25 protein-coding genes are annotated in these 24,390 nt (G+C 66.9%); 12 read left to right on the top strand and 13 right to left on the bottom strand.

The annotated features are described in order from the left end of the window. The first annotated feature begins 55 nt into the window (after nucleotides 1-55). Nucleotides 56-1,003: a choline ABC transporter substrate-binding protein gene (locus BAMB_RS22815; protein WP_006757406.1), complete on the top strand. Its 948-nt coding sequence runs from the start codon at nucleotides 56-58 to the stop codon at nucleotides 1,001-1,003. A gap of 101 nt (nucleotides 1,004-1,104) precedes the next feature. Here the strand turns inward: BAMB_RS22815 and BAMB_RS22810 are convergent, their stop codons facing one another. The 3 genes from BAMB_RS22810 to BAMB_RS22800 all read right to left on the bottom strand — a co-directional run bounded on the left by BAMB_RS22810 (nucleotide 1,105) and on the right by BAMB_RS22800 (nucleotide 3,116). Continuing rightward, nucleotides 1,105-2,253 carry a WD40/YVTN/BNR-like repeat-containing protein gene (locus BAMB_RS22810; RefSeq protein ID WP_011659530.1) on the bottom strand — a complete coding sequence of 383 codons (1,149 nt, stop codon included), beginning with the start codon at nucleotides 2,251-2,253 and terminating at the stop codon, nucleotides 1,105-1,107. A 53-nt stretch (nucleotides 2,254-2,306) separates the two neighbouring features. Then, nucleotides 2,307-2,576, bottom strand: a complete 270-nt coding sequence (locus tag BAMB_RS22805; RefSeq protein ID WP_011659529.1) for a MoaD/ThiS family protein — start codon at nucleotides 2,574-2,576, stop codon at nucleotides 2,307-2,309. 141 nt (nucleotides 2,577-2,717) lie between these two features. After that, complete coding sequence (locus BAMB_RS22800; protein ID WP_011659528.1) at nucleotides 2,718-3,116, bottom strand: nuclear transport factor 2 family protein; 399 nt, start codon at nucleotides 3,114-3,116, stop codon at nucleotides 2,718-2,720. A 76-nt stretch (nucleotides 3,117-3,192) separates the two neighbouring features. Between BAMB_RS22800 and BAMB_RS22795 the strand changes: the two genes are divergently transcribed. After that, a complete protein-coding gene (locus BAMB_RS22795) occupies nucleotides 3,193-4,134 on the top strand; it encodes a LysR substrate-binding domain-containing protein (protein ID WP_011659527.1) in 942 nt (313 codons plus the stop codon). 28 nt (nucleotides 4,135-4,162) lie between these two features. On the opposite strand, the gene BAMB_RS22790 is transcribed toward BAMB_RS22795, so the two are convergent. After that, on the bottom strand, nucleotides 4,163-4,852 hold the full coding sequence (locus BAMB_RS22790; RefSeq protein ID WP_011659526.1) for an aspartyl/asparaginyl beta-hydroxylase domain-containing protein: 690 nt from the start codon (nucleotides 4,850-4,852) through the stop codon (nucleotides 4,163-4,165). A 204-nt stretch (nucleotides 4,853-5,056) separates the two neighbouring features. On the opposite strand from BAMB_RS22790, the gene BAMB_RS22785 reads away from it, so the two are divergent. Both BAMB_RS22785 and BAMB_RS22780 read left to right on the top strand, forming a co-directional pair. Next, complete coding sequence (locus tag BAMB_RS22785; protein ID WP_011659525.1) at nucleotides 5,057-5,401, top strand: DUF4148 domain-containing protein; 345 nt, start codon at nucleotides 5,057-5,059, stop codon at nucleotides 5,399-5,401. Between the two features lie 71 nt (nucleotides 5,402-5,472). Continuing rightward, a complete protein-coding gene (locus BAMB_RS22780) occupies nucleotides 5,473-5,751 on the top strand; it encodes a DUF4148 domain-containing protein (protein ID WP_011659524.1) in 279 nt (92 codons plus the stop codon). Between the two features lie 225 nt (nucleotides 5,752-5,976). Here BAMB_RS22780 and denD read toward each other — a convergent pair whose 3' ends face one another. The 8 genes from denD to BAMB_RS22740 all read right to left on the bottom strand — a co-directional run bounded on the left by denD (nucleotide 5,977) and on the right by BAMB_RS22740 (nucleotide 14,183). Beyond that, nucleotides 5,977-6,948: a D-erythronate dehydrogenase gene (gene denD / locus BAMB_RS22775; RefSeq protein ID WP_011659522.1), complete on the bottom strand. Its 972-nt coding sequence runs from the start codon at nucleotides 6,946-6,948 to the stop codon at nucleotides 5,977-5,979. Between the two features lie 28 nt (nucleotides 6,949-6,976). Further along, nucleotides 6,977-7,753 carry a 2-oxo-tetronate isomerase gene (gene otnI / locus BAMB_RS22770; RefSeq protein ID WP_011659521.1) on the bottom strand — a complete coding sequence of 259 codons (777 nt, stop codon included), beginning with the start codon at nucleotides 7,751-7,753 and terminating at the stop codon, nucleotides 6,977-6,979. A 64-nt stretch (nucleotides 7,754-7,817) separates the two neighbouring features. Beyond that, a complete protein-coding gene (locus BAMB_RS22765; protein ID WP_011659520.1) occupies nucleotides 7,818-9,143 on the bottom strand; it encodes an MFS transporter in 1,326 nt (441 codons plus the stop codon). A 139-nt stretch (nucleotides 9,144-9,282) separates the two neighbouring features. Continuing rightward, nucleotides 9,283-9,921: a 3-oxo-tetronate 4-phosphate decarboxylase gene (gene otnC, locus BAMB_RS22760; RefSeq protein WP_408580308.1), complete on the bottom strand. Its 639-nt coding sequence runs from the start codon at nucleotides 9,919-9,921 to the stop codon at nucleotides 9,283-9,285. Then, entirely contained in the window at nucleotides 9,921-11,219 is a 1,299-nt protein-coding gene (gene otnK / locus BAMB_RS22755; protein WP_011659518.1) for a 3-oxo-tetronate kinase, read from the bottom strand. The genes otnC and otnK overlap by 1 nt, the downstream gene beginning before the upstream one ends. Before the next feature lie 19 nt (nucleotides 11,220-11,238). After that, the gene (ltnD, locus tag BAMB_RS22750) at nucleotides 11,239-12,129 is read right to left on the bottom strand and encodes an L-threonate dehydrogenase (RefSeq protein WP_011659517.1); all 891 of its coding nucleotides are present in this window, start codon (nucleotides 12,127-12,129) and stop codon (nucleotides 11,239-11,241) included. Between the two features lie 70 nt (nucleotides 12,130-12,199). Then, complete coding sequence (locus tag BAMB_RS22745; RefSeq protein WP_011659516.1) at nucleotides 12,200-12,904, bottom strand: FadR/GntR family transcriptional regulator; 705 nt, start codon at nucleotides 12,902-12,904, stop codon at nucleotides 12,200-12,202. 205 nt (nucleotides 12,905-13,109) lie between these two features. Next, entirely contained in the window at nucleotides 13,110-14,183 is a 1,074-nt protein-coding gene (locus BAMB_RS22740) for a GlxA family transcriptional regulator (protein WP_011659515.1), read from the bottom strand. Between the two features lie 262 nt (nucleotides 14,184-14,445). Here BAMB_RS22740 and BAMB_RS22735 point away from each other — a divergent pair, with 262 nt between their 5' ends. The 8 genes from BAMB_RS22735 to BAMB_RS22700 all read left to right on the top strand — a co-directional run bounded on the left by BAMB_RS22735 (nucleotide 14,446) and on the right by BAMB_RS22700 (nucleotide 23,420). Beyond that, nucleotides 14,446-15,831, top strand: coding sequence for an L-serine ammonia-lyase (locus BAMB_RS22735; RefSeq protein WP_006749888.1), 1,386 nt, complete (start codon nucleotides 14,446-14,448; stop codon nucleotides 15,829-15,831). Nucleotides 15,832-15,846: 15 nt separating this feature from the next. Next, the gene (locus BAMB_RS22730) at nucleotides 15,847-17,091 is read left to right on the top strand and encodes a sarcosine oxidase subunit beta family protein (protein WP_006480591.1); all 1,245 of its coding nucleotides are present in this window, start codon (nucleotides 15,847-15,849) and stop codon (nucleotides 17,089-17,091) included. A 25-nt stretch (nucleotides 17,092-17,116) separates the two neighbouring features. Next, on the top strand, nucleotides 17,117-17,428 hold the full coding sequence (locus BAMB_RS22725) for a sarcosine oxidase subunit delta (RefSeq protein ID WP_011659514.1): 312 nt from the start codon (nucleotides 17,117-17,119) through the stop codon (nucleotides 17,426-17,428). Beyond that, nucleotides 17,425-20,436, top strand: a complete 3,012-nt coding sequence (locus tag BAMB_RS22720) for a sarcosine oxidase subunit alpha family protein (protein WP_011659513.1) — start codon at nucleotides 17,425-17,427, stop codon at nucleotides 20,434-20,436. Before BAMB_RS22725 ends, BAMB_RS22720 begins: the two co-directional genes overlap by 4 nt. Continuing rightward, on the top strand, nucleotides 20,426-21,055 hold the full coding sequence (locus BAMB_RS22715) for a sarcosine oxidase subunit gamma (RefSeq protein ID WP_011659512.1): 630 nt from the start codon (nucleotides 20,426-20,428) through the stop codon (nucleotides 21,053-21,055). The genes BAMB_RS22720 and BAMB_RS22715 overlap by 11 nt, the downstream gene beginning before the upstream one ends. Further along, a complete protein-coding gene (locus tag BAMB_RS22710) occupies nucleotides 21,052-21,498 on the top strand; it encodes a dihydroneopterin aldolase (protein ID WP_011659511.1) in 447 nt (148 codons plus the stop codon). The genes BAMB_RS22715 and BAMB_RS22710 overlap by 4 nt, the downstream gene beginning before the upstream one ends. 243 nt (nucleotides 21,499-21,741) lie before the next feature. Further along, nucleotides 21,742-22,068, top strand: a complete 327-nt coding sequence (locus BAMB_RS22705) for a helix-turn-helix domain-containing protein (protein ID WP_011659510.1) — start codon at nucleotides 21,742-21,744, stop codon at nucleotides 22,066-22,068. Continuing rightward, nucleotides 22,068-23,420, top strand: coding sequence for a HipA domain-containing protein (locus BAMB_RS22700; RefSeq protein ID WP_011659509.1), 1,353 nt, complete (start codon nucleotides 22,068-22,070; stop codon nucleotides 23,418-23,420). Before BAMB_RS22705 ends, BAMB_RS22700 begins: the two co-directional genes overlap by 1 nt. 195 nt (nucleotides 23,421-23,615) lie before the next feature. Here the strand turns inward: BAMB_RS22700 and BAMB_RS22695 are convergent, their stop codons facing one another. Further along, a complete protein-coding gene (locus BAMB_RS22695; RefSeq protein ID WP_011659508.1) occupies nucleotides 23,616-24,290 on the bottom strand; it encodes a lytic transglycosylase domain-containing protein in 675 nt (224 codons plus the stop codon). Nucleotides 24,291-24,390: the final 100 nt, after the last annotated feature.

Below are 24,390 nucleotides of genomic sequence, written 5' to 3'. Positions count from 1 at the left end.
TTCAACCATCGATCCCGCAACCATGAAAAACGACGTCACTTTGAGGAGAAGACAGATGAAGCGCCTATTGATCGCAACGGTATGCGGGATCGGGATCGCCGCGCCGATGTCGGCGGTGTATGCGGCCGACCCGCCCGTGTGCAAGAACGTGCGCTTCGCGGACGTCGGCTGGTCCGACATCGCGGCCACCACCGGCCTCGCGTCGACGATGCTGCAGGGGCTCGGCTACGCGCCGACCAAGACGATCGCGTCGGTGCCGATCACGTTCGCCGGCATCAAGAGCAAGCAGATCGACGTGTTCCTCGGCTACTGGTCGCCGACGATGGACCCGATCATCCAGCCGTTCACGAAGGCCGGCACGATCAAGGTGCTCGCCACGCCCAACCTGACCGGTGCGAAATACACGCTCGCGGTGCCCGACTACGTGTATCAGGGCGGCCTGAAGTCGTTCGCCGACATCCAGAAGTACGCGGACAAGCTCAACGGCAAGATCTACGGGATCGAGCCGGGCAACGACGGCAATGCGCTCATCAAGAAGATGATCGACACCAATCAGTTTGGCCTCGGCAAGTTCAAGCTGGTCGAGTCGAGCGAAGCCGGCATGCTGATCGAGGTGAATCGCGCGGCCCGCGACAAACAGTGGATCGTGTTTCTGGGATGGGAACCGCATCCGATGAACGTGCAGATGAAGATCGATTACCTGACCGGCGGCGACGACGTGTTCGGCCCGAACTACGGTGAGGCGAAGGTGCTGACGGCCACGCCGCCCGACTACGCGCAGCGCTGCCCGAACGTCGCGAAGTTCGTGTCGAACCTGCAGTTCACGACGGCGATCGAGAACCACGTGATGGTGCCGATCATGAACAAGGAAGACCCGAACAAGGCCGCCGCCGCGTGGCTGAAGGCGAACCCGCAATCGCTCGAGAAGTGGCTGGCCGGCGTGACGACGCTCGACGGCAAGCCGGGGCTGCCGGCGGTGAAGGCTTATCTCGGCGTGCATTGAGCGGCAGGGCATCGACGTTCCGCGCCGGCATCGAGGCAGTGTCGTCTCGATGCCGGCCGCGAGCGGGCTGCTTCCACGGCCCGGCCGCTTGAGCCGCGTCGTTACCCGAACCGCACGCAATACACCGGCGGCAAATGCGCGGAAACTTGCCGCCAGTTCTCGCCGCCGTCAGCGGAAGTCCATAACCCGCCCGTCGTCGACGCTATTGCGAGACGCGTGCCGGTGTCATCCACCGCGAGGCCGTGCCGATATACCAAGTCGTAGGCCGGTGCAGGCGGCAACCCGTTCGACAGGCTCTCGAAACTACGGCCGCCGTCGCGCGTGCGCGTGACGACGAACCGGCCGTTCACCGGAATCCGGCACGCATCCTTCGCGGCGGGGACGAACCACGCGGTGTCGGGGTCGGCCGGATGCACGGCGACCGCGAAGCCGAAGCTCGACGGCTGCGCTTCGATGCGCTGCCAGTGCGCGGCGCCGTCGGTCGAGCGGAAGATCGCGCAATGATGCTGGGTCCACAGCACATCGGGATTGGCCGCGCACTGCACGACGCGATGCGGGTCCTGCACGTTGGGCTCGCCGCGCCGCTCCGGCGGCATGTAATCGGCTTCCATCCCGTCGGCGCTCACGCGCCAGCTCGCGCCACCGTCGAAGGTCTGCCACACGCCGCCGCACGAGATGCCGATCGTCACGTGCCGGCTGTCGCGCGGATCGACCATCACCGAATGGATGCCCGGCGCGTCGTAGCCGCCGCCGAACCATTCGGGGCGCTCCGGGCGGTCCCACAATGCGCGGTTGAGCTCCCACGAATCGCCGCCATCGCCGGAGCGGAACAGTCCGCCCGGTATCGTGCCGGCCCACAGTACGCCCGGCTCGTCGGCGCCGCCGGCTTCGAGCGACCAGATCTGCTGAAGTGTCCACGGTGGCCGGGGCGGGGCGGGCGCTTCGTCGTCCGTGTCGGCGTCGCCGGCATGTGCGCCGACGTTTGCGCGCAGCGCGTCGGCGGGCTGCGGCGGATATACCGGAACCGCGCATTCTTCCCAGTCGGCCGCGCCCGAGCGGCGGCGATGCAGTTTGACACCGAAATGGCCGAGGTTGAGCGCCGCATACAGCGTGCCGTGGCGCGGATCGGCCAGCGCCATGCTGACCGGTTCGCCGATGAAGTGCGGCTCGCCGAGCGACCAGCCGCCGTTGCCGTCGGCGTGCAGCACGAACAGGCCCTTGCGGGTCGCGACGAGCAGTCGATCGTTCATGTCGGGTGTCTCCTGTGCGCGATCGGGCGCTTGCTTCGATGAGATGCGTCCCTTTATCCGCCGGACAACGCCTGCACGACATAGACGCGGCTCGCGTCGCCGAGCGCGTCCGACAGGTGTTGCCGGTCGCGCACCGGCTGGCCGTCGATGAACACCGACAGATGCTTTCTCAGCGCACCCTGGTCGTCGACGATGTAGCCGCGCAGCCGCGGCTGTTCGCCGAAGACGGTTTCAAGCGCTTCGCCGAGCGTACGTGCGTCGACGTCGCGCTCGGGCGTGTCGATATGCCGCTGGATCGACGCCGCGAAGAAGAGGTGGGCCATGGCAGGGGCTGGCAGGAGCCGCGCAGGGGGACGGTCTGTAGTTTAGGCGATCGATCGGCTCGGCAGCGACATCGCCGTGCGGTCGGCGGCTCAGGCAGCCGTTGCTGCGTCGCGCAATGGCACGTGCACGCGCCTGCCCTGCTACGCGTACTTGTCGCCGACCGTGCTTCGGATCGGATGCGTGTCATAGACGATGATCATGCGCTCGATGCGCGCGTCGTCGTCGAATTCGAATACGTCGACGCACTCGAATTGCACCGCGGAGCCGTCTTTCAGTCCCCAATCGTAGGTGAAATAGCCGGTTGCCCGGCGCGCGCCCGTCGCGCTGACGCAGATGTCGATCGGCGTGATCCGGCTTTGTCCGGATGCCGCCGCGACTTTTTCGAAGAAGGGTTGCGGCGCCATCCAGCCGAGAAACGGCGAGAATATCCGCGCGTCCGGTGTGAACAATGCACAGATCGCGGCGACGTCGCCGCGCTCGAGTGTCTTCAGGTAGGTATCGACCTGTCGCGTGTAAAGTGCGTCGGACGACGAAACCATGCTATTTCTCCGCTGAGTGTTGACGAGCCGTTCGCGACAGCCGTCGCGCTGGTGCAACCACGATAGCGATGCCGCGATGACCGAACAATCGAAAAATCCGCAACCCGGGCATGCCGCCCGCGCATACCCGCTCGCGGATCTGACGCGCGCGCTGCCGCCGCTGACGGCGTTCCAGGCGTTTGTCGCCGCCGCCGAACTGGGCAGCTTCAACCGGGCCGCCGAGCATCTGTGCCGGACCCAGGGCGCGGTGAGCCGTCAGGTGCAGCAACTGGAAGCGCACTACCGGTGTGCGTTGTTCGTCCGTCATCCGTCGGGATTGACGTTGACCACGGAAGGCGACGCGTTGCTGACGGTGGCCGTCGACGTCCTCGCGCAACTGGCGCGACACGCTCACGCCCATGCGCATGCCGCGTCGACGCTGACGTTGCGGCTGCCTTCCACGTTTGCGATCCGCTGGCTGCTGCCGCGGCTGTCCGCGCTCAATCACGCATTGCCGCGGACCGAATTGCGCATCCACACGTCGGCGGACGACACGCCGGATTTCACCGACGCCGATTTCGATGCGATCGTCGTGCGTGGCACCGGCAATTGGGCGGGCATGGTGGCGGTCCCGCTATTCGACGAATACCTGACGCCGATGTGTACGTGTGAGGTGGGCGCGTCGTTGCAGTCGGTCACCGATCTCGCGCGGGTGACGCTGCTGCATCCCGCGCGCAATCGCGATGAATGGCGATGCTGGCTCGACGCCGTGGGCGCCACGCAGATCGACCCGCGCACCGGGCTCGTATTCGATACGCTCGAACTGACACTGACGGCCGCGGCCCAGGCGCACGGCGTCGCGATCGGCGATCCGCGCATGGCGGCGGATCGGCTGGCAGCCGGAACGCTGGTCGCGCCGTTTTCGGAGGTGGTGCGCAACGGTCTGGGCTACTACCTTGTCTACCCGGTGCAACGCGCCGCGCAACCGGCGATTCAGGCGCTCACGGAGGTCATGGCGCGTCTTGCGCGCGAGGATTGATCGCAACGCGCGTGCGCCGGGCTCCTTGCTAGACCGGAATCGATCGCCCGCGTATCCGGATCCCGATCCGCACGATGCCGATCACCGCATTCGACAGCCACGTCAGCAAGCGCGGCATGCCGCGCCGGCGGATATCGAGCAGCAGCACGATCCGGACTTCGTCGCTGTCGTTCCACACCTCATGCACGAACGTGTCGTCCCATAGCAGGAAGCGGCCTTCGTCGAGCCGGTATTCGTGGCCGTCGACCTTCAGCACGGCGGCCGGCGTGCCGTCCGCGCGCTTCGGCATCGACAGCACCAGATAGCCGCGCAGGATGCCGCGGAACGGCCCGCGGTGCGGCGGGATGTGCTTGCCCGGCGAGAGGAACGACAGCGACGCGGACAGCACGTCGGGCGACGCCGCGATGATCGATTCGACGGTCGGGCAGCGCGACAGGTTGCGCGGGAACGGCTGGCCGTACGCCTGCATGATGAACATTCGCCAGTCGCGCGCATCGTTGGCCGAGATGTCGTGCTGCTCGCGCATGATCTCGTGAAAGCGCGGGATGCGCGGCAGGTCGCGCGCGACGTCGAGCGCTTCGGTGCGGATCGCCGGCCATGCACGGATGAAACGCTCGGCATCGGGGAACGCGGCCGTGTCGAGCACCGCGCCACTATCGATATGGCGGTCGTACAGCGTGCGAAGCAGGCCGGCTGCGTAGTCGTAGGCAACGGACATGATCGAGGACCGATCCACAAGGTGTCGTCAGTCTGCCCCACGCGCGGTGGGGCCGCATTACGTCAGGTTACGCCGGCTGACGAAAGAATGACAGTTCGGTGAACGTTCGTAACAGGCGCCCAGGAATTCCGGGAATAAACGCACACCGGCCGTCGTCATACGGGATGTAGCACGTCGTCTCGATGACTTTCGAAGGAGTGGAGCATGAACACGCATTGGCTGGTGGCCGCCATGGTGGCGGCGATTTCCGTCGCGAGTGTCGCGACGCCCGCGTTGGCCCAGGAACTGACGCGCGCGCAGGTCAGGCAGGAACTGATCGACGCCGAAAACAACGGGTTGCGCTTCGTGACCGACACGTCGTATCCGGCGGTGAGCCCGCTGTTCCAGCAGCAGGCCGAACAGTTGCCGCAACATCAGGCCGAGAGCGCGGTCGGCAGCGATCCAGCTGCGGCTTCCGATGCGGGAAGGCCGGCGGCGCTGCCGCCCCGTCCGCGCCCGGCCGCGTGCGTGGGGCCCGAGAGCTTCTGCACGCCGTATTTCGGCAGCTGACCTGAAGGCCCGCTGCGCCGGGTTCGACATTCACCACGCTTGATCCGCACGAAACATTGAAGGAGTTCATGATGAAAACTTGTATCGCACTACTGATGATGATCGGCGCGATTTCCGGTCAGTCCGCATTCGCGCAATCGAATGCGCCGCTCACGCGCGCACAGGTTCGCGACGAGCTGATTCGTCTGGAAGCGGCGGGTTACGATCCGTCGAGGGGCGACGACGGCGAATATCCCGCGGACATTCAGGCCGCACAGGCGAAGCTCGCCGAGCAGGATCGCGCGAGGATGGCGGCTGCGGCCGCTGCGGATGCGCCGGCCTCCGTCATGCCGGCGCAGCTCGACAACTAGGCGTCGACATGTACGTGTGTCTCTTCAGGCCGTCGTGTTCGCGTGGTGGCACTACGCATGCGGTGCGCGGCACGCGACCTGATCGAACCGCACGCACGGCCATGCTGTCGATTGCGCGCCGCGGCCGCGCATCGATGCGCTTCGGGGAATCCGCCAGGCCGCGCCGATGCGGCCCGATGATCCCTGCCGCGCGGGCGGCCGCTTGCCCGCCCGGCGGCGCAACCGTCAACGCCGTTCGTCGGCGATATGGCTGCGGATCACGTCCGCGAACGACGTATCACCCTTCAGCCCGAGCGCTTCCGCGCGCGTCGTGTCCCAGCGGCCCGGCCAGCTGCCGACGATCTTCTCGACGCGCTCGTCCGGCGCATGGCGGATCAGCTTCACGACGTCGTCGCCCGCGACTTCGCGCAGCGCCGCGATCATCTCGTCGACCGACACCGACAGGCCGGGCAGGTTGATCACGCGCTTGTTGCCGAGCTTCTCGCTGTCGATTTCACAACCGGCGACGAGCGCGTCGATCGCGCCGCGCGGCGACAGCAGCCACAACCGCGTCGAACCCGGCACCGGGCACACGCTTTCCTCGCCGTTCAGCGGCTCGCGGATGATGCCGCTCGCGAACGACGACGCGGCCGCGTTCGGGCGGCCCGGCCGCACGCTGATGGTCGGCAGCCGCAGCACGCGGCCGTCGACGAAGCCGCGCCGCGCGTAGTCGCACAGCAGCAGCTCGGCGATCGCCTTCTCCGCGCCGTATGACGATTGCGGATTCAGCGCGGTGTCGTCCTGCACGATGTCGGGCAGCACACCGCCGTAGACGGCCACCGAGCTCGTGAACACGACGCGCGGACGATGGCCGCGCGCGCGGCACACCTCGAGCAGCGTGCGCGACGCGTCGAGGTTGATTCGCATGCCGAGATCGAAATCGGCTTCGGCCTGCCCGCTGACGATCGCCGCGAGATGGAAGATCGCGCCCGTCTGCGTATCGATCGAGCTTTCGAGCACCGAGCGATCGGCGATGTCGCCGACGATCGACGTCACGCGCGCGTCGCCGAAATCGCTGCCTTCGACGACGTCGAGCAGCACCAGCTCGTCGATCTTGCCGGTCCGGCCGTCGGGGCCGGTCAGCTCGCCGCGCTCGAGCAGCTTGCGCGCAAGACGCTGGCCGAGAAAGCCGGCGCCGCCGGTGATCAGTACTTTCATGTTCGTTGCCCTCTTAGGAATGCTTGAATTACAGGTACGGCTTGAGCCAGCCGAGGCCTTCGGACGTGCCGGCCTTCGGGCGATACTCGCAGCCGATCCAGCCGTCGTAGCCGAGCGCGTCGATCAGCGCGAACAGGTACGGGTAGTTGAGCTCGCCGATATCCGGCTCGTGGCGCTCGGGCACGCCGGCGATCTGGATGTGGCCGATGCCCGCGAAATCGCGCTTGAGCTTCATCGCGAGGTCGCCTTCGACGATCTGGCAGTGGTAGCAGTCGAACTGCACCTTCAGGTTCGGCGCGCCGACTTCCGCGCAGATCTCGTGCGCATCGTCCTGGCGGCTCAGGAAATAGCCGGGCATGTCGCGCTGGTTGATCGGCTCGATCAGGATCGTGATGCCGTGCGCGAACGCGGCCTGCGCCGCATGCCGCAGGTTCGCCAGGTAGGTGTCGCGATGGCGCGCGCGGTCGGCACGCGGCGCGACCATCCCGGCCATCACGTGCAGCTTTTTGTTGCCGAGCACGCGCGCATAGTCGAGCGCCTGGTCGATGCCGCGCCGGAACTCGTCCTCGCGGCCCGGCAGCGACGCGATCCCGCGTTCGCCGGCGGCCCAGTCGCCGGGCGGCGCGTTGAACAGCGCCTGCTCGAGGTTGTGCGCGTCGAGCCGCGCACGGATGTCCTCGGCGGCGAAGTCGTACGGGAACAGGTACTCGACGGCCTTGAAGCCGTCGGAAGCGGCAGCGGCGAAGCGTTCGAGGAACGCGTGCTCGGTATACATCATCGAGAGGTTGGCGGCGAAGCGGGGCATGGCAGCGGTTCCTGTGAATGAATGGAGCGGGGCGCACGGCGCCCCGCGTCGAATGGCGGCAGGCTCAGCGGTTCACGAGTTTCGCGGGCGTGAGCCACACGGCGATCGCACCGATCACGAGCATTGACGCGAGCACGTACATGCCGGACGACGTGCTGTGCGTGAGGTCCTTCAGGTAGCCGATCACGTACGGGCTCGCGAACCCGGCGAGGTTGCCGACCGAGTTGATGATCGCGATCCCGGCGGCAGCGGCGGAGCCGGCGAGGAACGCGGTCGGCAGCGACCAGAACAGCGGTGCGCAGGTCAGCACGCCGCCCGCCGCGAGCGACAGGAACACGATCGACACCGCCGTATTGTGCGAGTACGACGCGGCGACCGCAAACCCGACGGCGCCCATCAGCGCCGGCACGATCAGGTGCCAGCGGCGTTCGCGGTGCTTGTCCGCGCTGTGGCCGAACAGGTTCATCACGACGATCGCGACGACGAACGGAATCGCCGACAGCAGGCCGATCTGCAGCGTATCGGTGATGCCGGTCGACTTGACGAGCGTCGGCATCCAGAACGTGAGGCCGTACTGGCCGGTGACGAACGCGAAGTAGATCAGCGACATCCACCACATGCGCGGGTCGGCGAACACGGCTTTCAGCGAATGGCCGTGCTTGTGCTGTTCCTGCGGCTGCGCGGCGATTTCATCCTCGAGCAGCTGCTTCTCGCGCTCGTCGAGCCACTTCGCGCCGCGGATGCTGTTGTCGAGATACAGGATCGTCGCGATGCCGACGAGCACGGCCGGCACGGCCTCGATCATGAACATCCACTGCCAGCCGTGAAAGCCGGAGCCGCCGTGAAAGCGTTCCATGATCCAGCCCGACAGCGGGTTGCCGAAGATGCCCGACACCGGAATCGCCGACATGAACACCGCGATGATCTTCGCGCGGCGATGCGACGGGAACCAGTACGTGAGGTACAGGATCACGCCCGGATAGAAGCCGGCTTCCGCGAGACCGAGCAGAAAGCGCAGCACGTAGAACTGTGTCGGTGTCCTGACGAACGCGAACACGGCCGAAAGCAGGCCCCACGTGATCATGATCCGCGCGATCCAGATGCGCGCGCCGAGGCGGTGCATCAGCAGGTTGCTCGGCAGCTCGAACAGGAAGTAGCCGAGGAAGAAGATGCCGGCGCCGAGGCCGAACACGGTTTCGCTGAACGCGAGGTCCTGCGACATCTGCAGCTTCGCGAAGCCGACGTTCACGCGGTCGAGATACGCGACCACGTAGCAGAGCATCAGGAACGGCACGATGCGCCAGAACACTTTCTTGTAGGTGCGGTCGAGCTCGGCCGATTGGGCGGGCACGGCGGGCGAGCGGCTTGCGGCCGCGTCGAGAGCAGTCATCGTCGTCTCCATCGATGTTGTGTGCCGGCGGCGCGTACGCCGTCGGATCATGTGTGTGTGCTGAGGCAAGGGCCCGCGCACACGGCGGGCATGGGAATCGGTACGTCGTTTGCGCGTGGCCTGTGCGCGATGCGTCGCGCTACCAGCGCGCGCCGAAGGTCTGGCGCAGTTCGTCGAGTGCGGCGTCGGACAGCGGCTCGGGCTTCGGATCTGTCATCAGCCACAGCCGCGCGGTTTCCTCGAGTTCCTCGAGCGCATACGACGCGTGCGACACCGACGGCCCCCACATCACCGGGCCGAGGCGCTCGAGCAGCACGCCGCGCACCTGGTCGGCGAGCGCCGCGACTTCGGCCGCGACGGCCGGGTCGCCGGGGCGGCGATAGCGGATCAGCGGAATGTGGCCGACCTTCATCACGTAGTACGGCGTGATCGGCGGCAGCACGTCGGTGTCGCGCCACACGCCCGCGAGCGTCAGCGCGACGAGGTGCGTCGAATGCGTGTGGACGATGCCGTTCGCTTCCGCGTTGCGCGCGTAGATCCCGCGATGCAGCGTGAGCGTCTTCGACGGCTTGCCGCCCGATAGCGGCTTGCCGTCGAGGCCGACCTTCGCGATGTCGTTCGGGTCGAGCCGGCCGAGGCACGCGTCGGTCGGCGTGATCAGCCAGCCGTCGGCAAGCCGCGCGCTGATGTTGCCGGCGCTGCCGACCGCATGGCCGCGCGCATACAGGCTCGCGCCGACGACGCAGATCTCGTCGCGCAGTTTCGTTTCGTCGCGCATCATGCGGCTCCGTCGAGCGCGCGCAGCGCCTTGTCGAAAAAGTCCACCGTGCCGAAGTTGCCGGACTTCAGCGCGAGGCCGAGCGGCTGCGCGTCGATGGTGGCGGTGGCCGGCACGCCGGGGTCGATCTGCGCGCCGATCTGCAGCGACTTCACGTCGAGCGCCTGCACGACCGCGCCGGACGTTTCGCCGCCGGCGACGACGAACTTGCGCACGCCGAGCTCGCGCAGGCCGCGGGCGATCGCCGCGAGCGTGCTTTCGACGAGATGGCCGGCTGCTTCGACGCCGAGCGCCTGCTGGACGGCCTTCACTTCGTCGGGCGACGTGGTCGCATAAATCAGCACGGGTTGCGGCAGGTGCGAGCGCGCGAATGCGAGTGCGTCGTCGACGACGGGTTCGCCGCGCGATGCCGCGAGCGGATCGATCCGGAAGCTCGGACGGCTTTCGCGCCACGCGGCGACCTGCGCGTTGGTCGCCTTCGACGCGCTGCCGGCGAGCACGGCCGACAACCCGTCGATGCGCGGCAGCGACGCCGCGTTGTCGCGCTCGGGCAGCAGCCCCGCGCGGCGGAAATTCTCCGGCAGACCGAGCGCGACGCCCGAGCCGCCCGTGACGAGCGGCAGGTTCGCGCACGCTTCGCCGAGCACGTGGAGGTCGTGGTCCGACAGCGCGTCGGCGATCGCGAAACGCGTGCCGTCCGCGCGCAGCGCGTCGATGCGCGCACACACGGCGGCCGCGCCCTGCGCGATCGTGTCGTAGCGGATCAGTCCGACCTTCGACGTCGTCTGCCGCTGCAGCACGCGCACGAGGTTGGCGTCCTTCATCGGCGTGAGCGGGTGGTGCTCCATGCCCGATTCGTTCAGCGGCACGTCGCCGACGAACAGGTGCCCGCGAAAGATCGTGCGGCCGTTCTCGGGGAACGCCGGGCACGCGATCGCGAAATCGCCGCCGGCTGCATCGAGCAGCGCGTCGGCGACGGGCCCGATGTTGCCCGCGTCGGTCGAGTCGAACGTCGAGCAGTACTTGAAGAAGAATTGTCGGCAGCCCTGCGCGCGCAGCCATGCGTAAGCAGCGAGCGATTGCGCGACGGCGTCGGCGGCGGGAATCGTGCGCGACTTCAGCGCGACGACGATCGCATCGGCGTCGACCATGGTATCGAGCGCGGCGCCGTCGGCGGGCACGCCGATCGTCTGCACGGTACGCATGCCGCTCTTGACGAGCATGTTCGCGAGATCGGTCGCGCCGGTGAAATCGTCGGCGATGCAGCCGAGCAGGGGACGGGAAGCGGAAGCGGTCATGGCGGGAGCGTCGTTCGAATCAGCGGGCGGGCGGCAGCGTGATGCCGGGGAAAGTCTTGATCACGGCGGAATCGTCCTCGCCGCCGTGGCCGGCGCTCGACGCGCTCATGAACATCTGGTGCGCGGTGGCCGACAGCGGCAGCGGGAACTTGCTGCGACGCGCGGTATCGAGCACGAGGCCGAGATCCTTCACGAAGATGTCGACGGCCGACAGCGGCGTGTAGTCGCCGTTCAGGATGTGCGGCACACGGTTCTCGAACATCCACGAATTGCCGGCGCTGTGCGTGATCACGTCGTACAGCGCATCGGCGTCGACGCCTTCGCGCAGGCCGAGCGCCATCGCCTCCGCGGCCGCCGCGATATGCACGCCGGCCAGCAGCTGGTTGATGATCTTCACCTTCGAGCCGATGCCGTGCGCGTCGCCGAGGCGATACACCTTGCCGGCCATCGCGGCGAGCACGTCGTCGCAGCCTGCATACGCGGCGGCCGGACCCGACGTCATCATCGTCATCTCGCCCGACGCCGCGCGCGCGGCGCCGCCGGACACCGGGGCGTCGAGCATCTGCAAGCCCGCGGCCTCGATGCGCGCGCCGAGCGCGACCGCGAAGTCGGGCGCGACGGTCGCGCTCGCGATCACGACGCCGCCCGGCTTCATTGCCACGACCGCGCCGTGCTCGCCGAACAGCACCGTTTCGGTCTGCGCGGCATTGACGACGAGCGTGACGACGACGTCGCACTGCGCGCCGAGTTCGGCCGGGCTCGCGCAGGCCACGCCGCCTTCGGCCGCGAACGCCTGCAATACGGTGTCGCGCACGTCGCATGCGTGCACGCGGAACCCCGCGCGCAGCAGCGAGCGGGCGACGCCCAGGCCCATTGCGCCGAGGCCGATGACTCCAACATTTCGTGACATGGTCAACCTTGATCGATTCGGGAAGAGGTTCGGGACGGCGGCGGCGCCCGGTCGGGCACCGCCGCCGGCTTCAGCAGATGCCGGCTTCCGCGAGACGGCGCGCGGCGTTGTACATGTGCGTGCGTGCCGCGTTGCGCGCCGCCATCGGGTCGCGCGCGCGGATCGCGTCGGCGATCGCCGCGTGTTCCTCGCGCACCTGCCGCGAGAAATCCTCGCGCGTCGCTTCGTTGCGCCGCGTGACCTTCACGCCGGCCTCGAGGTACTGGTTCAGGAACTGCAGCGTCTTCAGGAAATACGGGTTGCCGGTGACGGCCGCGATCGTGCGGTGGAACGCGACATCTTCCGCGACGCCGTCGCGCCCTTCGGCCGCCGCAGCGTCGATCTTGCGCAGCGCGTCGTCGATGTCGGCCATGTCGTCGGCGGTGTGGCGCAGCGCGGCTTCGGCCGCGACTTCAGCCTCGATCGCGCGGCGCACCGCGAGCAGGTGCGGCAGCGAGCTGGCCTCGACGGCTTCCGCGTAGTCGATCCGCAGCGGCCGGATCGCGCCGTGCTGGTTCACGTACACGCCGCTGCCCTGGCGCGGCTCGACCACGCCTTCGTTCTTCAGCCGCGAGATCGCCTCGCGGATCACGGTGCGGCTCACGCCGAATTCCTGCGCAAGCACGGCTTCCGTCGGCAACTTGCCGCTGGCCGAGAAACTGCCGGCTTCGATCTGCTTGAGCAGCTGCTGCGCGACGTGATCGCTCATCGCACGGGCGGGAATTTTCTCGAACATGGCGCTCTGGTTTGTAAGGTGATGTGGTCATCATACAAATTTGGACGAGCGTCAGCATCCGGAATAACCCTCAATCAACGATCCGCGAACGTCGGGCAAGTCGATTGGAACCGGTTCCAATTAGGGGGGAACGTACGGCGATCGTGCGCGGTTCGATGCGCAGTCGGAGGAGGAAAGGGAGCGCGCCGGAGACGGCGCGCGATCGTCAGTCGGCGATGTCTTCGACGGGATCGGCATCCGTTGCAACCGGCACCGCGACTTCCGCGACCTCTCCGCCGCGCTCGCGATAGGTGGCCGGCGGCACGCCGAACTGCTTGCGGAACTCACGCCCGAGGTGCGACGCGTCGGCGAACCCGCAACTCGACGCGATATCGGCGACGGTGCGGTCGGAGCTGGTCAGCAGCCACGCGGCGGTGCGCAGCCGCACCTGCTTCGCGAACGCCTGCGGGCTCCTGCCCGTCTCGGCCTTGAACAGCCGCTCGAGCTGGCGCGTCGACATGTCGAGCTTGCACGCGAGTTCCTCGAGCGGCAGCGAGCGCCCGACATGCTGTTCCATCAGAAGAATCGCCCGCTTGACCTTCGGGTGCGTGGCCGGTTCGAGGCCCGGCGGATGCGGCTGCGGCGCATTGCCTTTCTGCATCTCGCCGACGAGCAGGATGCGCAGCGCCTTCTGCACGGTCGCATGGTCGAAATGGCGCAGCAGGATCGCGGCGGCGACGTCGATCGACGCGCGGCCGCCCGAGCAGGTGATGCGGCGCTGGTCGATCACGAACAGGCGGTCGGCGATCAGCAGGTCGGGATCGGCGCTCGGGAAGCGCTCGATGAAATCCCAGTAGTGGAACCAGCTCACGCAGGTGCGATAGCCGTCGAGCACCTTCGCGCGCATCAGCGTGAACACGCCCGTGCAGATGCCGACGACCGTCGCGCCGGCCCCCGCCGCGCGGCGGATGAACTCGAGCGTTTCGGGGCCGGCTTGCGGCCCCGAGTGCAGCAGCCCGCCGACCACGACCACGTAGTCGAATGGTTCGGCCCCATCGAAGGTTTCCCACGGCGTGATCTGGATCCCGCAACTCGCGCGCACCGGCGCCAGCGTTTCGCCGATCACGCTCCACGCGCAGCGCACGGGCTTGCTGTAGTCGCCGTCGTCGGCCGACAGCCGCAGCATGTCGACGAAACCCGAGAAGGCCGTGAGCGTGAAGTTCGGCAGCAGCACGATGCCGAAGCGGATGCGCTGCGGCGCCGGTTCGGCGAGGGGGGAAGCGGGTACGTCGGGTGTCATCGCGGTCAATCTCGTCACGCCGGAAAGGCAGGTCTCACTCGTTTCACTCGGTTTGCGGGGTACGTCTGCCGGGCGGTGCAGGCGCCGGCCGACTTGTGCTTTTGCGTCGCGAACCATCGCCAAAACGCACTTTCCGGCTGCCTTGCGCGGGGCTTGGCGGCGCTATCCCACGCCGATGCCGTTTTTGTTCTATCTGCCAATTTTACGCTTTGATGTACTGATGCCAACGACATTTCACGTACGCCCACCCAGAGGAAGCCAGATGAACGTCAGCGCGTTCGACCTGTTCAAGATCGGTATCGGCCCGTCCAGTTCGCACACGGTCGGCCCGATGATCGCCGCGTGCCGCTTCGCATCGCACATCGAGGACGCGAACCTGCTCGGCTTCGTGCGCCGCGTGCGGGTCGAACTATACGGCTCGCTCGGTGCAACGGGCAAGGGCCACGGCACCGACAAGGCGGTGCTGCTCGGTCTCGAGGGCCATCTGCCGGACACGATCGATCCGGACCTGATCGAGCCGCGCCTCGCCGGGATCCGCGCGGAGAAGTCGCTGACGCTGCTCGGCAAGCAGACGATCCGCTTCGACGAGAAGGAGAACATCGGCTTCTATCGCAAGCTGATGAGCGGCACGAGCATCGTGCACCCGAACGGGATGCGCTTCCAGGCGTTCGACGAGCACGGCCAGCTGCTCGTCGAGAAAGAGTATTACTCGGTCGGCGGCGGCTTCGTCGTCAACCGCGACGGCGATCGCGTGAACGGCGTGCGTGCGGCGGTCGAAGTGCCGTATCCGTTCCGTACCGGCGACGACCTGATGCGCCAGTGCCGCGAACACGGGCTGTCGATCGCCGAGGTGATGCTGCGCAACGAATGCGCGCTGCGCCCCGAGGACGAAGTGCGCGCCGGCCTGCTCGCGATCTGGCGCACGATGGCGGCATGCGTCGAGCGCGGCTGCAAGGTCGAGGGCGAACTGCCGGGCCCGATGCGCGTGAAGCGCCGTGCGGCCGAGATGAACGGGCACCTGCGTGCGCGTTCGGAGGAGTCGCTGCGCGACCCGCTGTCGATGCTCGACTGGGTCAACCTGTATGCGATGGCCGTCAACGAAGAGAACGCGGCGGGCGGCCGCGTCGTCACCGCGCCCACCAACGGCGCGGCCGGCGTGATTCCCGCGGTGCTGCACTACTACGTGAAATTCGTGCCGGGCTCGAACGAAGCCGGCATCGTCGAATTCCTGCTGACGGCCGCGGCGATCGGGATCATCTACAAGGAAACGGCGTCGATTTCCGGCGCGGAAGTCGGTTGCCAGGGCGAAGTGGGCGTCGCGTGCTCGATGGCCGCGGCCGCGCTCGCCGCGGTGATGGGCGGCACGCCCGACCAGGTCGAGAACGCGGCCGAGATCGGCATGGAGCACAACCTCGGCATGACCTGCGACCCGGTCGGCGGGCTCGTGCAGATCCCGTGCATCGAACGCAACGCGATGGGCGCGATCAAGGCGTTGAACGCGTCGCGGATGGCGCTCAAGGGGAACGGCCAGCACTACGTGTCGCTTGATTCGGTGATCAAGACGATGCGCGAGACGGGTGCCGACATGAAGACGAAATACAAGGAAACGTCGCGCGGCGGTCTTGCCGTGAACGTCATCGAATGCTAACGAAGGATCACTAACATGAGCCGCTACTCGATATTCAGCCTGTTCCGCAACGGCCTCTCGTATCACGAGAACTGGGAAAAGCAGTGGAAGAGCCCGGAACCGAAGAAGGAATACGACGTCGTGATCGTCGGCGGCGGCGGCCACGGCCTCGCGACCGCCTACTACCTCGCGAAGGAGCACGGCATCACGAACGTCGCGATCCTCGAGAAGGGCTGGATCGGCGGCGGCAACACCGCGCGCAACACGACGATCGTGCGCTCGAACTATCTGTGGGACGAATCGGCCGCGCTGTACGAGAAGGCGATGAAGCTGTGGGAAGGGCTGTCGCAGGATCTCAACTACAACGTGATGTTCAGCCAGCGCGGCGTGATGAACCTCGCGCACACGCTGCAGGACGTGCGCGACACCGAGCGCCGCGTGAACGCGAACCGGCTGAACGGCGTCGACGCCGAATTCCTGACGCCCGCGCAGATCAAGGAAATCGAGCCGACGATCAACCTGAACAGCCGCTACCCGGTGCTCGGCGCATCGATCCAGCGCCGTGCGGGCGTCGCGCGTCACGACGCGGTGGCCTGGGGCTTCGCGCGCGGCGCGGACCGCGCCGGTGTCGACATCATCCAGAACTGCCAGGTGACGGGCATTCGCCGCGAAGGCGGCGCAGTGGTCGGCGTCGATACGGTGAAGGGCTTCATCAAGGCGAAGAAGGTCGCGGTGGTCGCGGCCGGCAATACGACGACGCTCGCCGACATGGCCGGCGTGCGCCTGCCGATCGAAAGCCACCCGCTGCAGGCGCTGGTGTCCGAGCCGATCAAGCCGGTGGTCAACTCGGTGATCATGTCGAACGCGGTGCATGCGTACATCAGCCAGTCCGACAAGGGCGACCTCGTGATCGGCGCGGGTATCGACCAGTACACGGGCTTCGGCCAGCGCGGCAGCTTCCACATCATCGAAAGCACGCTGCAGGCGATCGTCGAGATGTTCCCGGTGTTCTCGCGCGTGCGGATGAACCGCCAGTGGGGCGGCATCGTCGACGTGTCGCCGGACGCGTGCCCGATCATCACCAAGACCGACGTGAAGGGCCTGTATTTCAACTGCGGCTGGGGCACCGGCGGCTTCAAGGCGACGCCGGGCTCGGGATGGGTGTTCGCGCACACGATCGCCCGCGACGAACCGCATCCGCTGAACGCACCGTTTGCACTCGACCGCTTCTACACCGGCCATCTGATCGACGAGCACGGCGCTGCCGCCGTCGCGCACTAATCCCCGCACTGAAGGAGAAAGAAACATGTTGCTGATCGAATGTCCGTGGTGCGGGCCGCGCGCCGAATCCGAGTTCACGTGCGGCGGTGAAGCCGACATCGTGCGCCCGGTGGCGAACGAGAACATGACCGACCGCGAATGGGGCGAATACGTGTTCATGCGCGAGAACAAGCGCGGGCTGCACCGCGAGCAGTGGCTGCACACGCAGGGCTGCCGCCGCTGGTTCAAGGTCACGCGCGACACGGTGACCTACGATATCAAGGGCTACGAAAAGTTCGGCGGGGCTGCCAACGGCGCCGCTGCCGGCAACGCACACGAAGAGGGCACGAGCAAATGAGCCAGAAAGACCGCCTCGGCACCGGGGGCCGCATCAATCGCGCGATTCCGCTGACGTTCACGTTCAATGGCCGCACGTATCAGGGCTTCCAGGGCGACACGCTCGCGTCCGCGCTGCTCGCGAACGGCGTGCACTTCGTCGCGCGCAGCTTCAAGTACCACCGTCCGCGCGGGATCGTGACGGCGGACGTCGCGGAACCGAATGCCGTCGTGCAGCTCGAGTCCGGCCCGTACACGGTGCCGAACGCGCGTGCGACCGAAATCGAGCTGTACCAGGGCCTCGTCGCGACGAGCGTGAACGCCGAGCCGTCGCTCGAGAACGACAAGTACGCGATCAACCAGAAGTTCTCGCGCTTCATGCCGGCCGGGTTCTACTACAAGACCTTCATGTGGCCGCGCAACATGTGGCCGAAGTACGAAGAGAAGATCCGCGAGGCCGCTGGCCTCGGCAAGGCGCCCGAGGTGCTCGACGCCGATCGCTACGACAAATGCTACGCGCACTGCGACGTGCTCGTGGTCGGCGGTGGCCCGTCGGGCCTCGCCGCCGCGCATGCGGCCGCGACGGCCGGCGCGCGCGTGATCCTCGTCGACGACCAGCGCGAGCTCGGCGGCAGCCTGCTGTCGTGCCGCGCGGAAATCGACGGGAAGCCGGCGCAGCAATGGGTCGAGAAGATCGAGGCCGAGCTGCGCAAGCTGCCTGACGTGACGATCCTGTCGCGCAGCACCGCATTCGGTTATCAGGACCACAACCTCGTGACGATCACGCAGCGCCTGACCGATCACCAGCCGGTGTCGATGCGCAAGGGTACCCGCGAGCTGCTGTGGAAGGTCCGCGCGAAGCGCGTGATCCTCGCGACCGGCGCGCACGAGCGTCCGATTGTATTCGGCAACAACGACCTGCCGGGCGTGATGCTCGCTGGCGCGGTGTCCACCTACGTGCATCGCTACGGCGTGATGCCGGGCCGCAACGTGGTCGTGTTCACGAACAACGACCGTGCGTACCAGGCCGCGCTCGATCTGAAGGCGTGCGGTGCGAAGGTGACGGTCGTCGATTCGCGTGCGTCGTCGAACGGCGCGCTGCCTGCCGCCGCGAAGCGGCAGGGCGTGACGGTGATGAGCGGTGCCGTGGTGACGGCCGCTTCGGGCAAGTGGCGCGTATCGTCGGTCGACGTCGCGTCCTACACGAACGGCCAGACCGGCAGCAAGCTGCAGTCGCTGCCGTGCGACCTCGTCGCGATGTCGGGCGGCTTCAGCCCGGTGCTGCACCTGTTCGCGCAGTCCGGCGGCAAGGCGTGCTGGAACGATGAGAAGGCGTGCTTCCTGCCGGGCAAGCCCGTGCAGGCCGAGGCGAGCGTCGGTGCGGCCGCGGGCGAGTTCGGTCTCGCACGTGCGCTGCGGCTCGCACTCGACGCGGGCGTCGAAGCGGCGAAGGCGGCCGGCTTCGCGGCGCCGCAGCGCGTGGCCGCGCCGCAGGTCGCCGAAACCGTCGAAGGCGCGCTGCAGCCGTTGTGGCTCGTCGGCAGCCGCGAGGCCGCCGCACGCGGGCCGAAGCAGTTCGTCGACTTCCAGAACGACGTGGCGGCCGCCGACATCCTGCTGGCCGCACGCGAAGGCTTCGAGTCGGTCGAGCACGTGAAGCGCTACACCGCGATGGGCTTCGGCACCGACCAGGGCAAGCTCGGCAACATCAACGGGATGGCGATCCTCGCGCAAGCGCTCGGCAAGACGATTCCCGAAACGGGCACGACGACGTTCCGCCCGAACTACACGCCGGTGTCGTTCGGTACGTTCGCGGGCCGCGAGACCGGCGATTTCCTCGACCCGATCCGCAAGACGGCCGTGCATGAATGGCACGTCGAGCACGGCGCGCTGTTCGAGGACGTCGGCAACTGGAAGCGGCCGTGGTATTTCCCGAAGAACGGCGAGGACCTGCATGCGGCCGTGAAGCGCGAATGCCTCGCGGTGCGCAACGGTGTCGGCATCCTCGACGCGTCGACGCTCGGCAAGATCGACATCCAGGGTCCGGACGCGGTGAAGCTGCTGAACTGGATGTACACGAACCCGTGGAACAAGCTCGAGATCGGCAAGTGCCGCTACGGGCTGATGCTCGACGAAAACGGGATGGTGTTCGACGACGGCGTGACGGTGCGCCTCGCCGACCAGCATTTCATGATGACGACGACCACCGGCGGCGCGGCGCGCGTGCTCACGTGGCTCGAGCGCTGGCTGCAGACCGAATGGCCCGACATGAAGGTGCGGCTCGCGTCCGTCACCGATCACTGGGCGACGTTCGCGGTGGTCGGCCCGAAGAGCCGCAAGGTCGTGCAGAAGGTGTGCCAGGACATCGATTTCGGCAACGACGCGTTCCCGTTCATGAGCTACCGGAACGGCACCGTCGCGGGCGCGAAGGCGCGCGTGATGCGGATCAGCTTCTCCGGCGAGCTCGCGTATGAAGTGAACGTGCCGGCCAATGCAGGCCGCGCGGTGTGGGAAGCGCTGATGGCGGCCGGTGCCGAGTTCGACATCACGCCGTACGGCACCGAGACGATGCACGTGCTGCGCGCGGAGAAGGGCTACATCATCGTCGGCCAGGACACCGACGGCTCGGTTACGCCGTACGACCTCGGGATGGGCGGGCTCGTCGCGAAGTCGAAGGACTGCCTCGGCAAGCGCTCGCTGTCGCGCTCGGATACGTCGAAGGAAGGCCGCAAGCAGTTCGTCGGCCTGCTGACCGAAGACGAACAGTTCGTGCTGCCTGAAGGCGCGCAGATCATCGCGAAGGACACGCAGGTGTCGACGGTCGATCCGACGCCGATGATCGGCCACGTGACGTCGAGTTATTACAGCCCGATCCTGAAGCGCTCGATTGCGCTGGCGGTGGTGAAGGGCGGCCTGAACAAGATGGGCGAGAGCGTCGTGATTCCGCTGGCCAACGGCAAGCGCGTCACCGCGAAGATCTCGAGCCCGGTTTTCTACGATACCGAAGGGGTGCGCCAGCATGTGGAATGAAACGAGAAATCAGACGCCGGTGGCAGGCGCGGGCGTGACGCTTGAATCGCCGCTCGTCGGCTCGGCCGATGTGCTGAAGCCGCATCAGGCGCGCGCATCGAAGAAGTTCACGCTGCGCGAGCGGCCGTTCCTCGATCTCGTGAACGTGCGCGGCGAGCTGAGCGACCCGGCATTCGTCAGCGCGTTCGAGCGCGTGGTCGGTTGCCGGCCGCCGTCGGCGCCGAACACGGTGGCGCGTGCCGTCGAGTACGACGTGCTCTGGCTCGGTCCCGACGAGTGGCTCGTGCGCTCGAACGGGCCCGTCCAGGCGGGCGTGCTCGAGGCGCAGCTCGCGGAGGCCGTGCAGGGTTCGTATGCGGCGGCCGTCGACGTCGGCAGCGGCTACACGGTCGTCGAGGTCAGCGGCGAACGCGTGCGCGACGTGATCGCGCGCGGCTGTCCGCTCGATCTGCATCCGCGCGTGCTCAAGCCGGGCCAGTGCGCGCAATCGCACTACTTCAAGTCGCCGATCACGCTGATCCCGACCGGCGACGATACGTTCGAGATCGTCCTGCGTCGCAGCTTCGCCGACTATTTCGTGCGCATCATGCTCGACGCCGCGGCGCCGCTCGCATCATGAAGCCGTTCGACGAACCGTTCGTGGCGATCGACGCGCCGCGCCTGCGCGGGCGCGGGCGCGGGTGGAGCGTGTTCGTCGACGAACTGAAGGTGCCCGCGCGCATCGGCATCCACGCGCACGAGCACGAGGCGCCGCAGCCGATCGTGATCGATGCACGGCTCGGGTATCGCTGCGAGCCGAGCGAGCAGGGCGAGTGGATCGACTACGACGGCTACTGCGCGCGTGTCGCCTCGTTCCTGTCGCACAAGCCGCATACGCGGCTGCTCGAGACGCTCGTCGCCGATCTCGCGGTGCTGTCGTTTCGCGAATGGCCCGCGCTGGAGTCGCTGACGCTGTCGATGTACAAGCCGAAGATCCGGCCGGGGACGAAGCGCGTCGGCGTGTCGCTCGACTGGACGCGCGGGGATTACCTGCGGTGGACGGGGGCGGCGGGGCAGTTGTGAGCGGGTGATGCCCGGTCGCGGGCGATTCGGTCGCAGCTCGGGCGGCGGCGCGGAAGCGTCGCCGCGCTCGTTTTAATTCCTGAAATATCGGAACAAAGGGTGATGAGCCGGTGTGTGCGGCATTGTTCCTGAAATATCGGAATAATTGGGCTTTCGGCCTATGGTCGACTATAATTCCGATATTCTAGTAACTATGTGATCGGGCACGGGGCGCCAGCGCTTTGTTCCTGAAATCCCGGAATTATGGCGCGTACCTTACCGCGACCGATCGCGGCCCCCGACCCGCTCGCGCTGGATCTCGCAGCGCTGGGGGCGCTCGTGCGCAACCGACGCGCGCAGAGCCAGATGCGGATCGATGATGCGGCCGACATGCTCGGCGTCTCCAAGGACGTGCTGTCGCGGCTCGAGAACGGCCGCGCCGTGAGTGTCGACAAGCTGTTCAAGGTACTGGATGGCCTCGGCCTCAATCTGCTCGTCGTGCCGAAACGCGACGTACCGGCGGCGCGCAACGCAGTGCGCGAGCATATGCAGAAGCGTGCCGCGTCAACTGATTCGCACGAGGGCGCGTAATGGTCCATCGCCTGCGCGTGTCGACCGACGGCTCGCCCGTCGGGCAACTGACCTACGACGCCGGTCGCGACGATTACGGCTTTTCGTACGACCCGGCGTGGCTCGCGCGTGGCGATGCGTTCGCGTTATCGCCGTGCATTCCGCTCGATGGCGGCAAGCCGCCGGCGGGCGCGGTCCAGCGTTTCGTAGGCAACTTGCTGCCCGAGGGCCGCGCGCTCGACGTGGCCGCATCGATGTATCAGATATCGAAGGACAATGTCTTCGGCCTGATCCGGATGCTCGGCAAGGAGCCGGTCGGCGCGTTGAGCTTCATTCCTGACGACGATTCGGCCGCGCGGGCGCCCGAAAGCCCCGAACCTGTGCGTCGGCCGATTTCGGTGGAAGAGCTGACCGATCGTATCCGCAAGCGCGATGCGATCCCGTTTGCCGTCTGGGACGATCAGGTGCGCCTGTCGATCGCCGGTCATCAGGACAAACTGCAGGTGCTCGTCGAGGGCGAGCAGTTCTCGCTCGTCGATGGCGCGCTCAGCAGCTCGCATATTCTCAAGCCCGAGTCGCGTAGCCCGAATGCGCCGTTCATGGTCGCCAACGAGCATTTCTGCATGACGCTGGCGGCTCGCATGGGCCTGCCGGTCGCGCATGTCGAGATTCGGCGCATCCCCGAACCGATTCTGCTGATCGAACGATTCGACCGGATCGTGACGACCGACCCGGCCGATCCGCACCGCGTGAGCGCGGTGCGGCGACTTCATATCATCGATGGGTGCCAGGCCCTCGATTTACCGGCGACGCTCAAGTACGAGCGCAATCTCGGTAACAACGAGGACGTACGCAATATCCGTGAAGGCGTGAGCTTCGAGCGACTGTTCTCGTTGACGCCGTCGCTCGAGACGCCGGCCGCCGCGCGTTCGGCCATGCTGCGCTGGGCATTGTTGCAACTGCTGATCGGCAACAGCGACGCGCATGGCAAGAACATTTCGTTTTTCGTCAGCAGCGGCGGGCTCGATCCGGCGCCGCTGTACGATCTGGTCTGCGTGAACGTGTACGGAGACGCCTATGTACAAGACATGGCGATGGCGTACGGAGACGTGTTCCGTACCGAGGAGCTGACCGCTTTCGCGCTCGCAGACTTCGCACATCGTGCGCAGATCCGGCCGGCACTCGTTGCACGCGAAATGACGCGGATGGCAACCCTGGCTGCGAAGCTGGCTTCCGAGCTGGCGCAATCGGACATCTATGCGGGCGACGAGCAGGCATGGGTGCGCCGTATTTCGGAGTACGTTCGGGATCAGGCCGATCGGGTGCTTCGCATTGCACCCATGGTGCCCAAGGTCAACGTGGAACTGCTCTGAGCTCGCGCGGTTGGGCTGCAATTGCCGCGACCCGATCGTGCGTGGGGCGTTGCTCGCCTAAGGACGATTAAAGACGCAGGTCTTCATCGAGTTTCTGCGCACGCATTTCGCGCGAGCGTGACGGGCGATGGATGCCGTCATGCGTTCTGACGCGTCACGATAGGCACGAACGAACGCGCGTGCCGTGCGGCGTGCTTACTTCGCGCCGCGACTTGCGGCCGGCGCCGCCGTCGACGGATCGCTGACCGGCACCATGTGCGCGTTGCCGTCGCTCGCGGCTTTCGCATCGTCTTCAGGTTCGAGCACGAACCTGAACGCGTCGACCCGCTGCATCACCTTCGCCGCATACGCATTCGATCCGCCGTAGCTCTTGAGCCCGGCCTGCACGTTGCCGCCGGCCGCCCGCACATAGCCCGACAGGATCTTGGAGCCGGCCTCGACGTTCGCATTCGGCTCGGTCAGATCCTTCACGTTGCGCAGCAGGCCGCGGTGAGCGGCCGGCACGACCTGCATCAGCCCGGTCGCGCCATGCTGGCCGCGTGCCTTTTCCTGGAAGCGCGATTCGATCGAGATAATCGCGTAAACGAGTGCGGGAGGCAGCGAATATTTCGTCGCAGTGACGCTCACGATATCGGCGAGCCGCGCGGCGCGCTCCTTCGCGAGACCGAATTTCTTCGTCAGGTACGAGGTGATGCGGCGGTTTGCTTCGTTCGGCTGATCGTTGGCGTTGGCGAGCGGCGCAGATGCCGCGGCCGGCGCGGATGCGGCCGCTTCGGGCACGGACGCAGGCAGCGCGGGCGCCTGCTGCGCCGAAGCCTGTTGCGCAATGCCGAGCGAAAGCACGATCAGCCAGAAAAACCGTCGTCGCATGGTGTAGTGCGGGGAAATGGGAGGCGCATAGTATATCGGCCAATCGTCTGACGCGTTCGAGCACGGGCTCGAATGAAAGCATGCTGTAGGCTTGTATCGA

This window comes from Burkholderia ambifaria AMMD (assembly GCF_000203915.1).
In the GTDB taxonomy this organism is placed as follows: domain Bacteria; phylum Pseudomonadota; class Gammaproteobacteria; order Burkholderiales; family Burkholderiaceae; genus Burkholderia; species Burkholderia ambifaria.
Note: the sequence above shows the minus strand (reverse complement) of the source record. Positions and strands in the feature narration are given on the sequence as shown.

Bases quoted from the DNA above. Each gene is read 5' to 3' on its own strand.
- BAMB_RS22735 (WP_006749888.1), top strand. From the start codon at position 14,446: ATGAACGTCAGCGCGTTCGACCTGTTCAAGATCGGTATCGGCCCGTCC.
- BAMB_RS22785 (WP_011659525.1), top strand. From the start codon at position 5,057: ATGAACACGCATTGGCTGGTGGCCGCCATGGTGGCGGCGATTTCCGTC.
- BAMB_RS22705 (WP_011659510.1), top strand. From the start codon at position 21,742: ATGGCGCGTACCTTACCGCGACCGATCGCGGCCCCCGACCCGCTCGCG.
- otnK (WP_011659518.1), bottom strand. From the start codon at position 11,219: ATGACCGCTTCCGCTTCCCGTCCCCTGCTCGGCTGCATCGCCGACGAT.
- BAMB_RS22745 (WP_011659516.1), bottom strand. From the start codon at position 12,904: ATGTTCGAGAAAATTCCCGCCCGTGCGATGAGCGATCACGTCGCGCAG.
- BAMB_RS22815 (WP_006757406.1), top strand. From the start codon at position 56: ATGAAGCGCCTATTGATCGCAACGGTATGCGGGATCGGGATCGCCGCG.
- BAMB_RS22725 (WP_011659514.1), top strand. From the start codon at position 17,117: ATGTTGCTGATCGAATGTCCGTGGTGCGGGCCGCGCGCCGAATCCGAG.
- BAMB_RS22810 (WP_011659530.1), bottom strand. From the start codon at position 2,253: ATGAACGATCGACTGCTCGTCGCGACCCGCAAGGGCCTGTTCGTGCTG.
- denD (WP_011659522.1), bottom strand. From the start codon at position 6,948: ATGAAAGTACTGATCACCGGCGGCGCCGGCTTTCTCGGCCAGCGTCTT.
- BAMB_RS22800 (WP_011659528.1), bottom strand. From the start codon at position 3,116: ATGGTTTCGTCGTCCGACGCACTTTACACGCGACAGGTCGATACCTAC.
- otnC (WP_408580308.1), bottom strand. From the start codon at position 9,921: ATGCGCGACGAAACGAAACTGCGCGACGAGATCTGCGTCGTCGGCGCG.
- BAMB_RS22715 (WP_011659512.1), top strand. From the start codon at position 20,426: ATGTGGAATGAAACGAGAAATCAGACGCCGGTGGCAGGCGCGGGCGTG.
- BAMB_RS22700 (WP_011659509.1), top strand. From the start codon at position 22,068: ATGGTCCATCGCCTGCGCGTGTCGACCGACGGCTCGCCCGTCGGGCAA.
- BAMB_RS22740 (WP_011659515.1), bottom strand. From the start codon at position 14,183: ATGACACCCGACGTACCCGCTTCCCCCCTCGCCGAACCGGCGCCGCAG.
- BAMB_RS22765 (WP_011659520.1), bottom strand. From the start codon at position 9,143: ATGACTGCTCTCGACGCGGCCGCAAGCCGCTCGCCCGCCGTGCCCGCC.
- BAMB_RS22695 (WP_011659508.1), bottom strand. From the start codon at position 24,290: ATGCGACGACGGTTTTTCTGGCTGATCGTGCTTTCGCTCGGCATTGCG.
- otnI (WP_011659521.1), bottom strand. From the start codon at position 7,753: ATGCCCCGCTTCGCCGCCAACCTCTCGATGATGTATACCGAGCACGCG.
- BAMB_RS22790 (WP_011659526.1), bottom strand. From the start codon at position 4,852: ATGTCCGTTGCCTACGACTACGCAGCCGGCCTGCTTCGCACGCTGTAC.
- BAMB_RS22805 (WP_011659529.1), bottom strand. From the start codon at position 2,576: ATGGCCCACCTCTTCTTCGCGGCGTCGATCCAGCGGCATATCGACACG.
- BAMB_RS22720 (WP_011659513.1), top strand. From the start codon at position 17,425: ATGAGCCAGAAAGACCGCCTCGGCACCGGGGGCCGCATCAATCGCGCG.
- BAMB_RS22795 (WP_011659527.1), top strand. From the start codon at position 3,193: ATGACCGAACAATCGAAAAATCCGCAACCCGGGCATGCCGCCCGCGCA.
- BAMB_RS22710 (WP_011659511.1), top strand. From the start codon at position 21,052: ATGAAGCCGTTCGACGAACCGTTCGTGGCGATCGACGCGCCGCGCCTG.
- BAMB_RS22730 (WP_006480591.1), top strand. From the start codon at position 15,847: ATGAGCCGCTACTCGATATTCAGCCTGTTCCGCAACGGCCTCTCGTAT.
- BAMB_RS22780 (WP_011659524.1), top strand. From the start codon at position 5,473: ATGAAAACTTGTATCGCACTACTGATGATGATCGGCGCGATTTCCGGT.
- ltnD (WP_011659517.1), bottom strand. From the start codon at position 12,129: ATGTCACGAAATGTTGGAGTCATCGGCCTCGGCGCAATGGGCCTGGGC.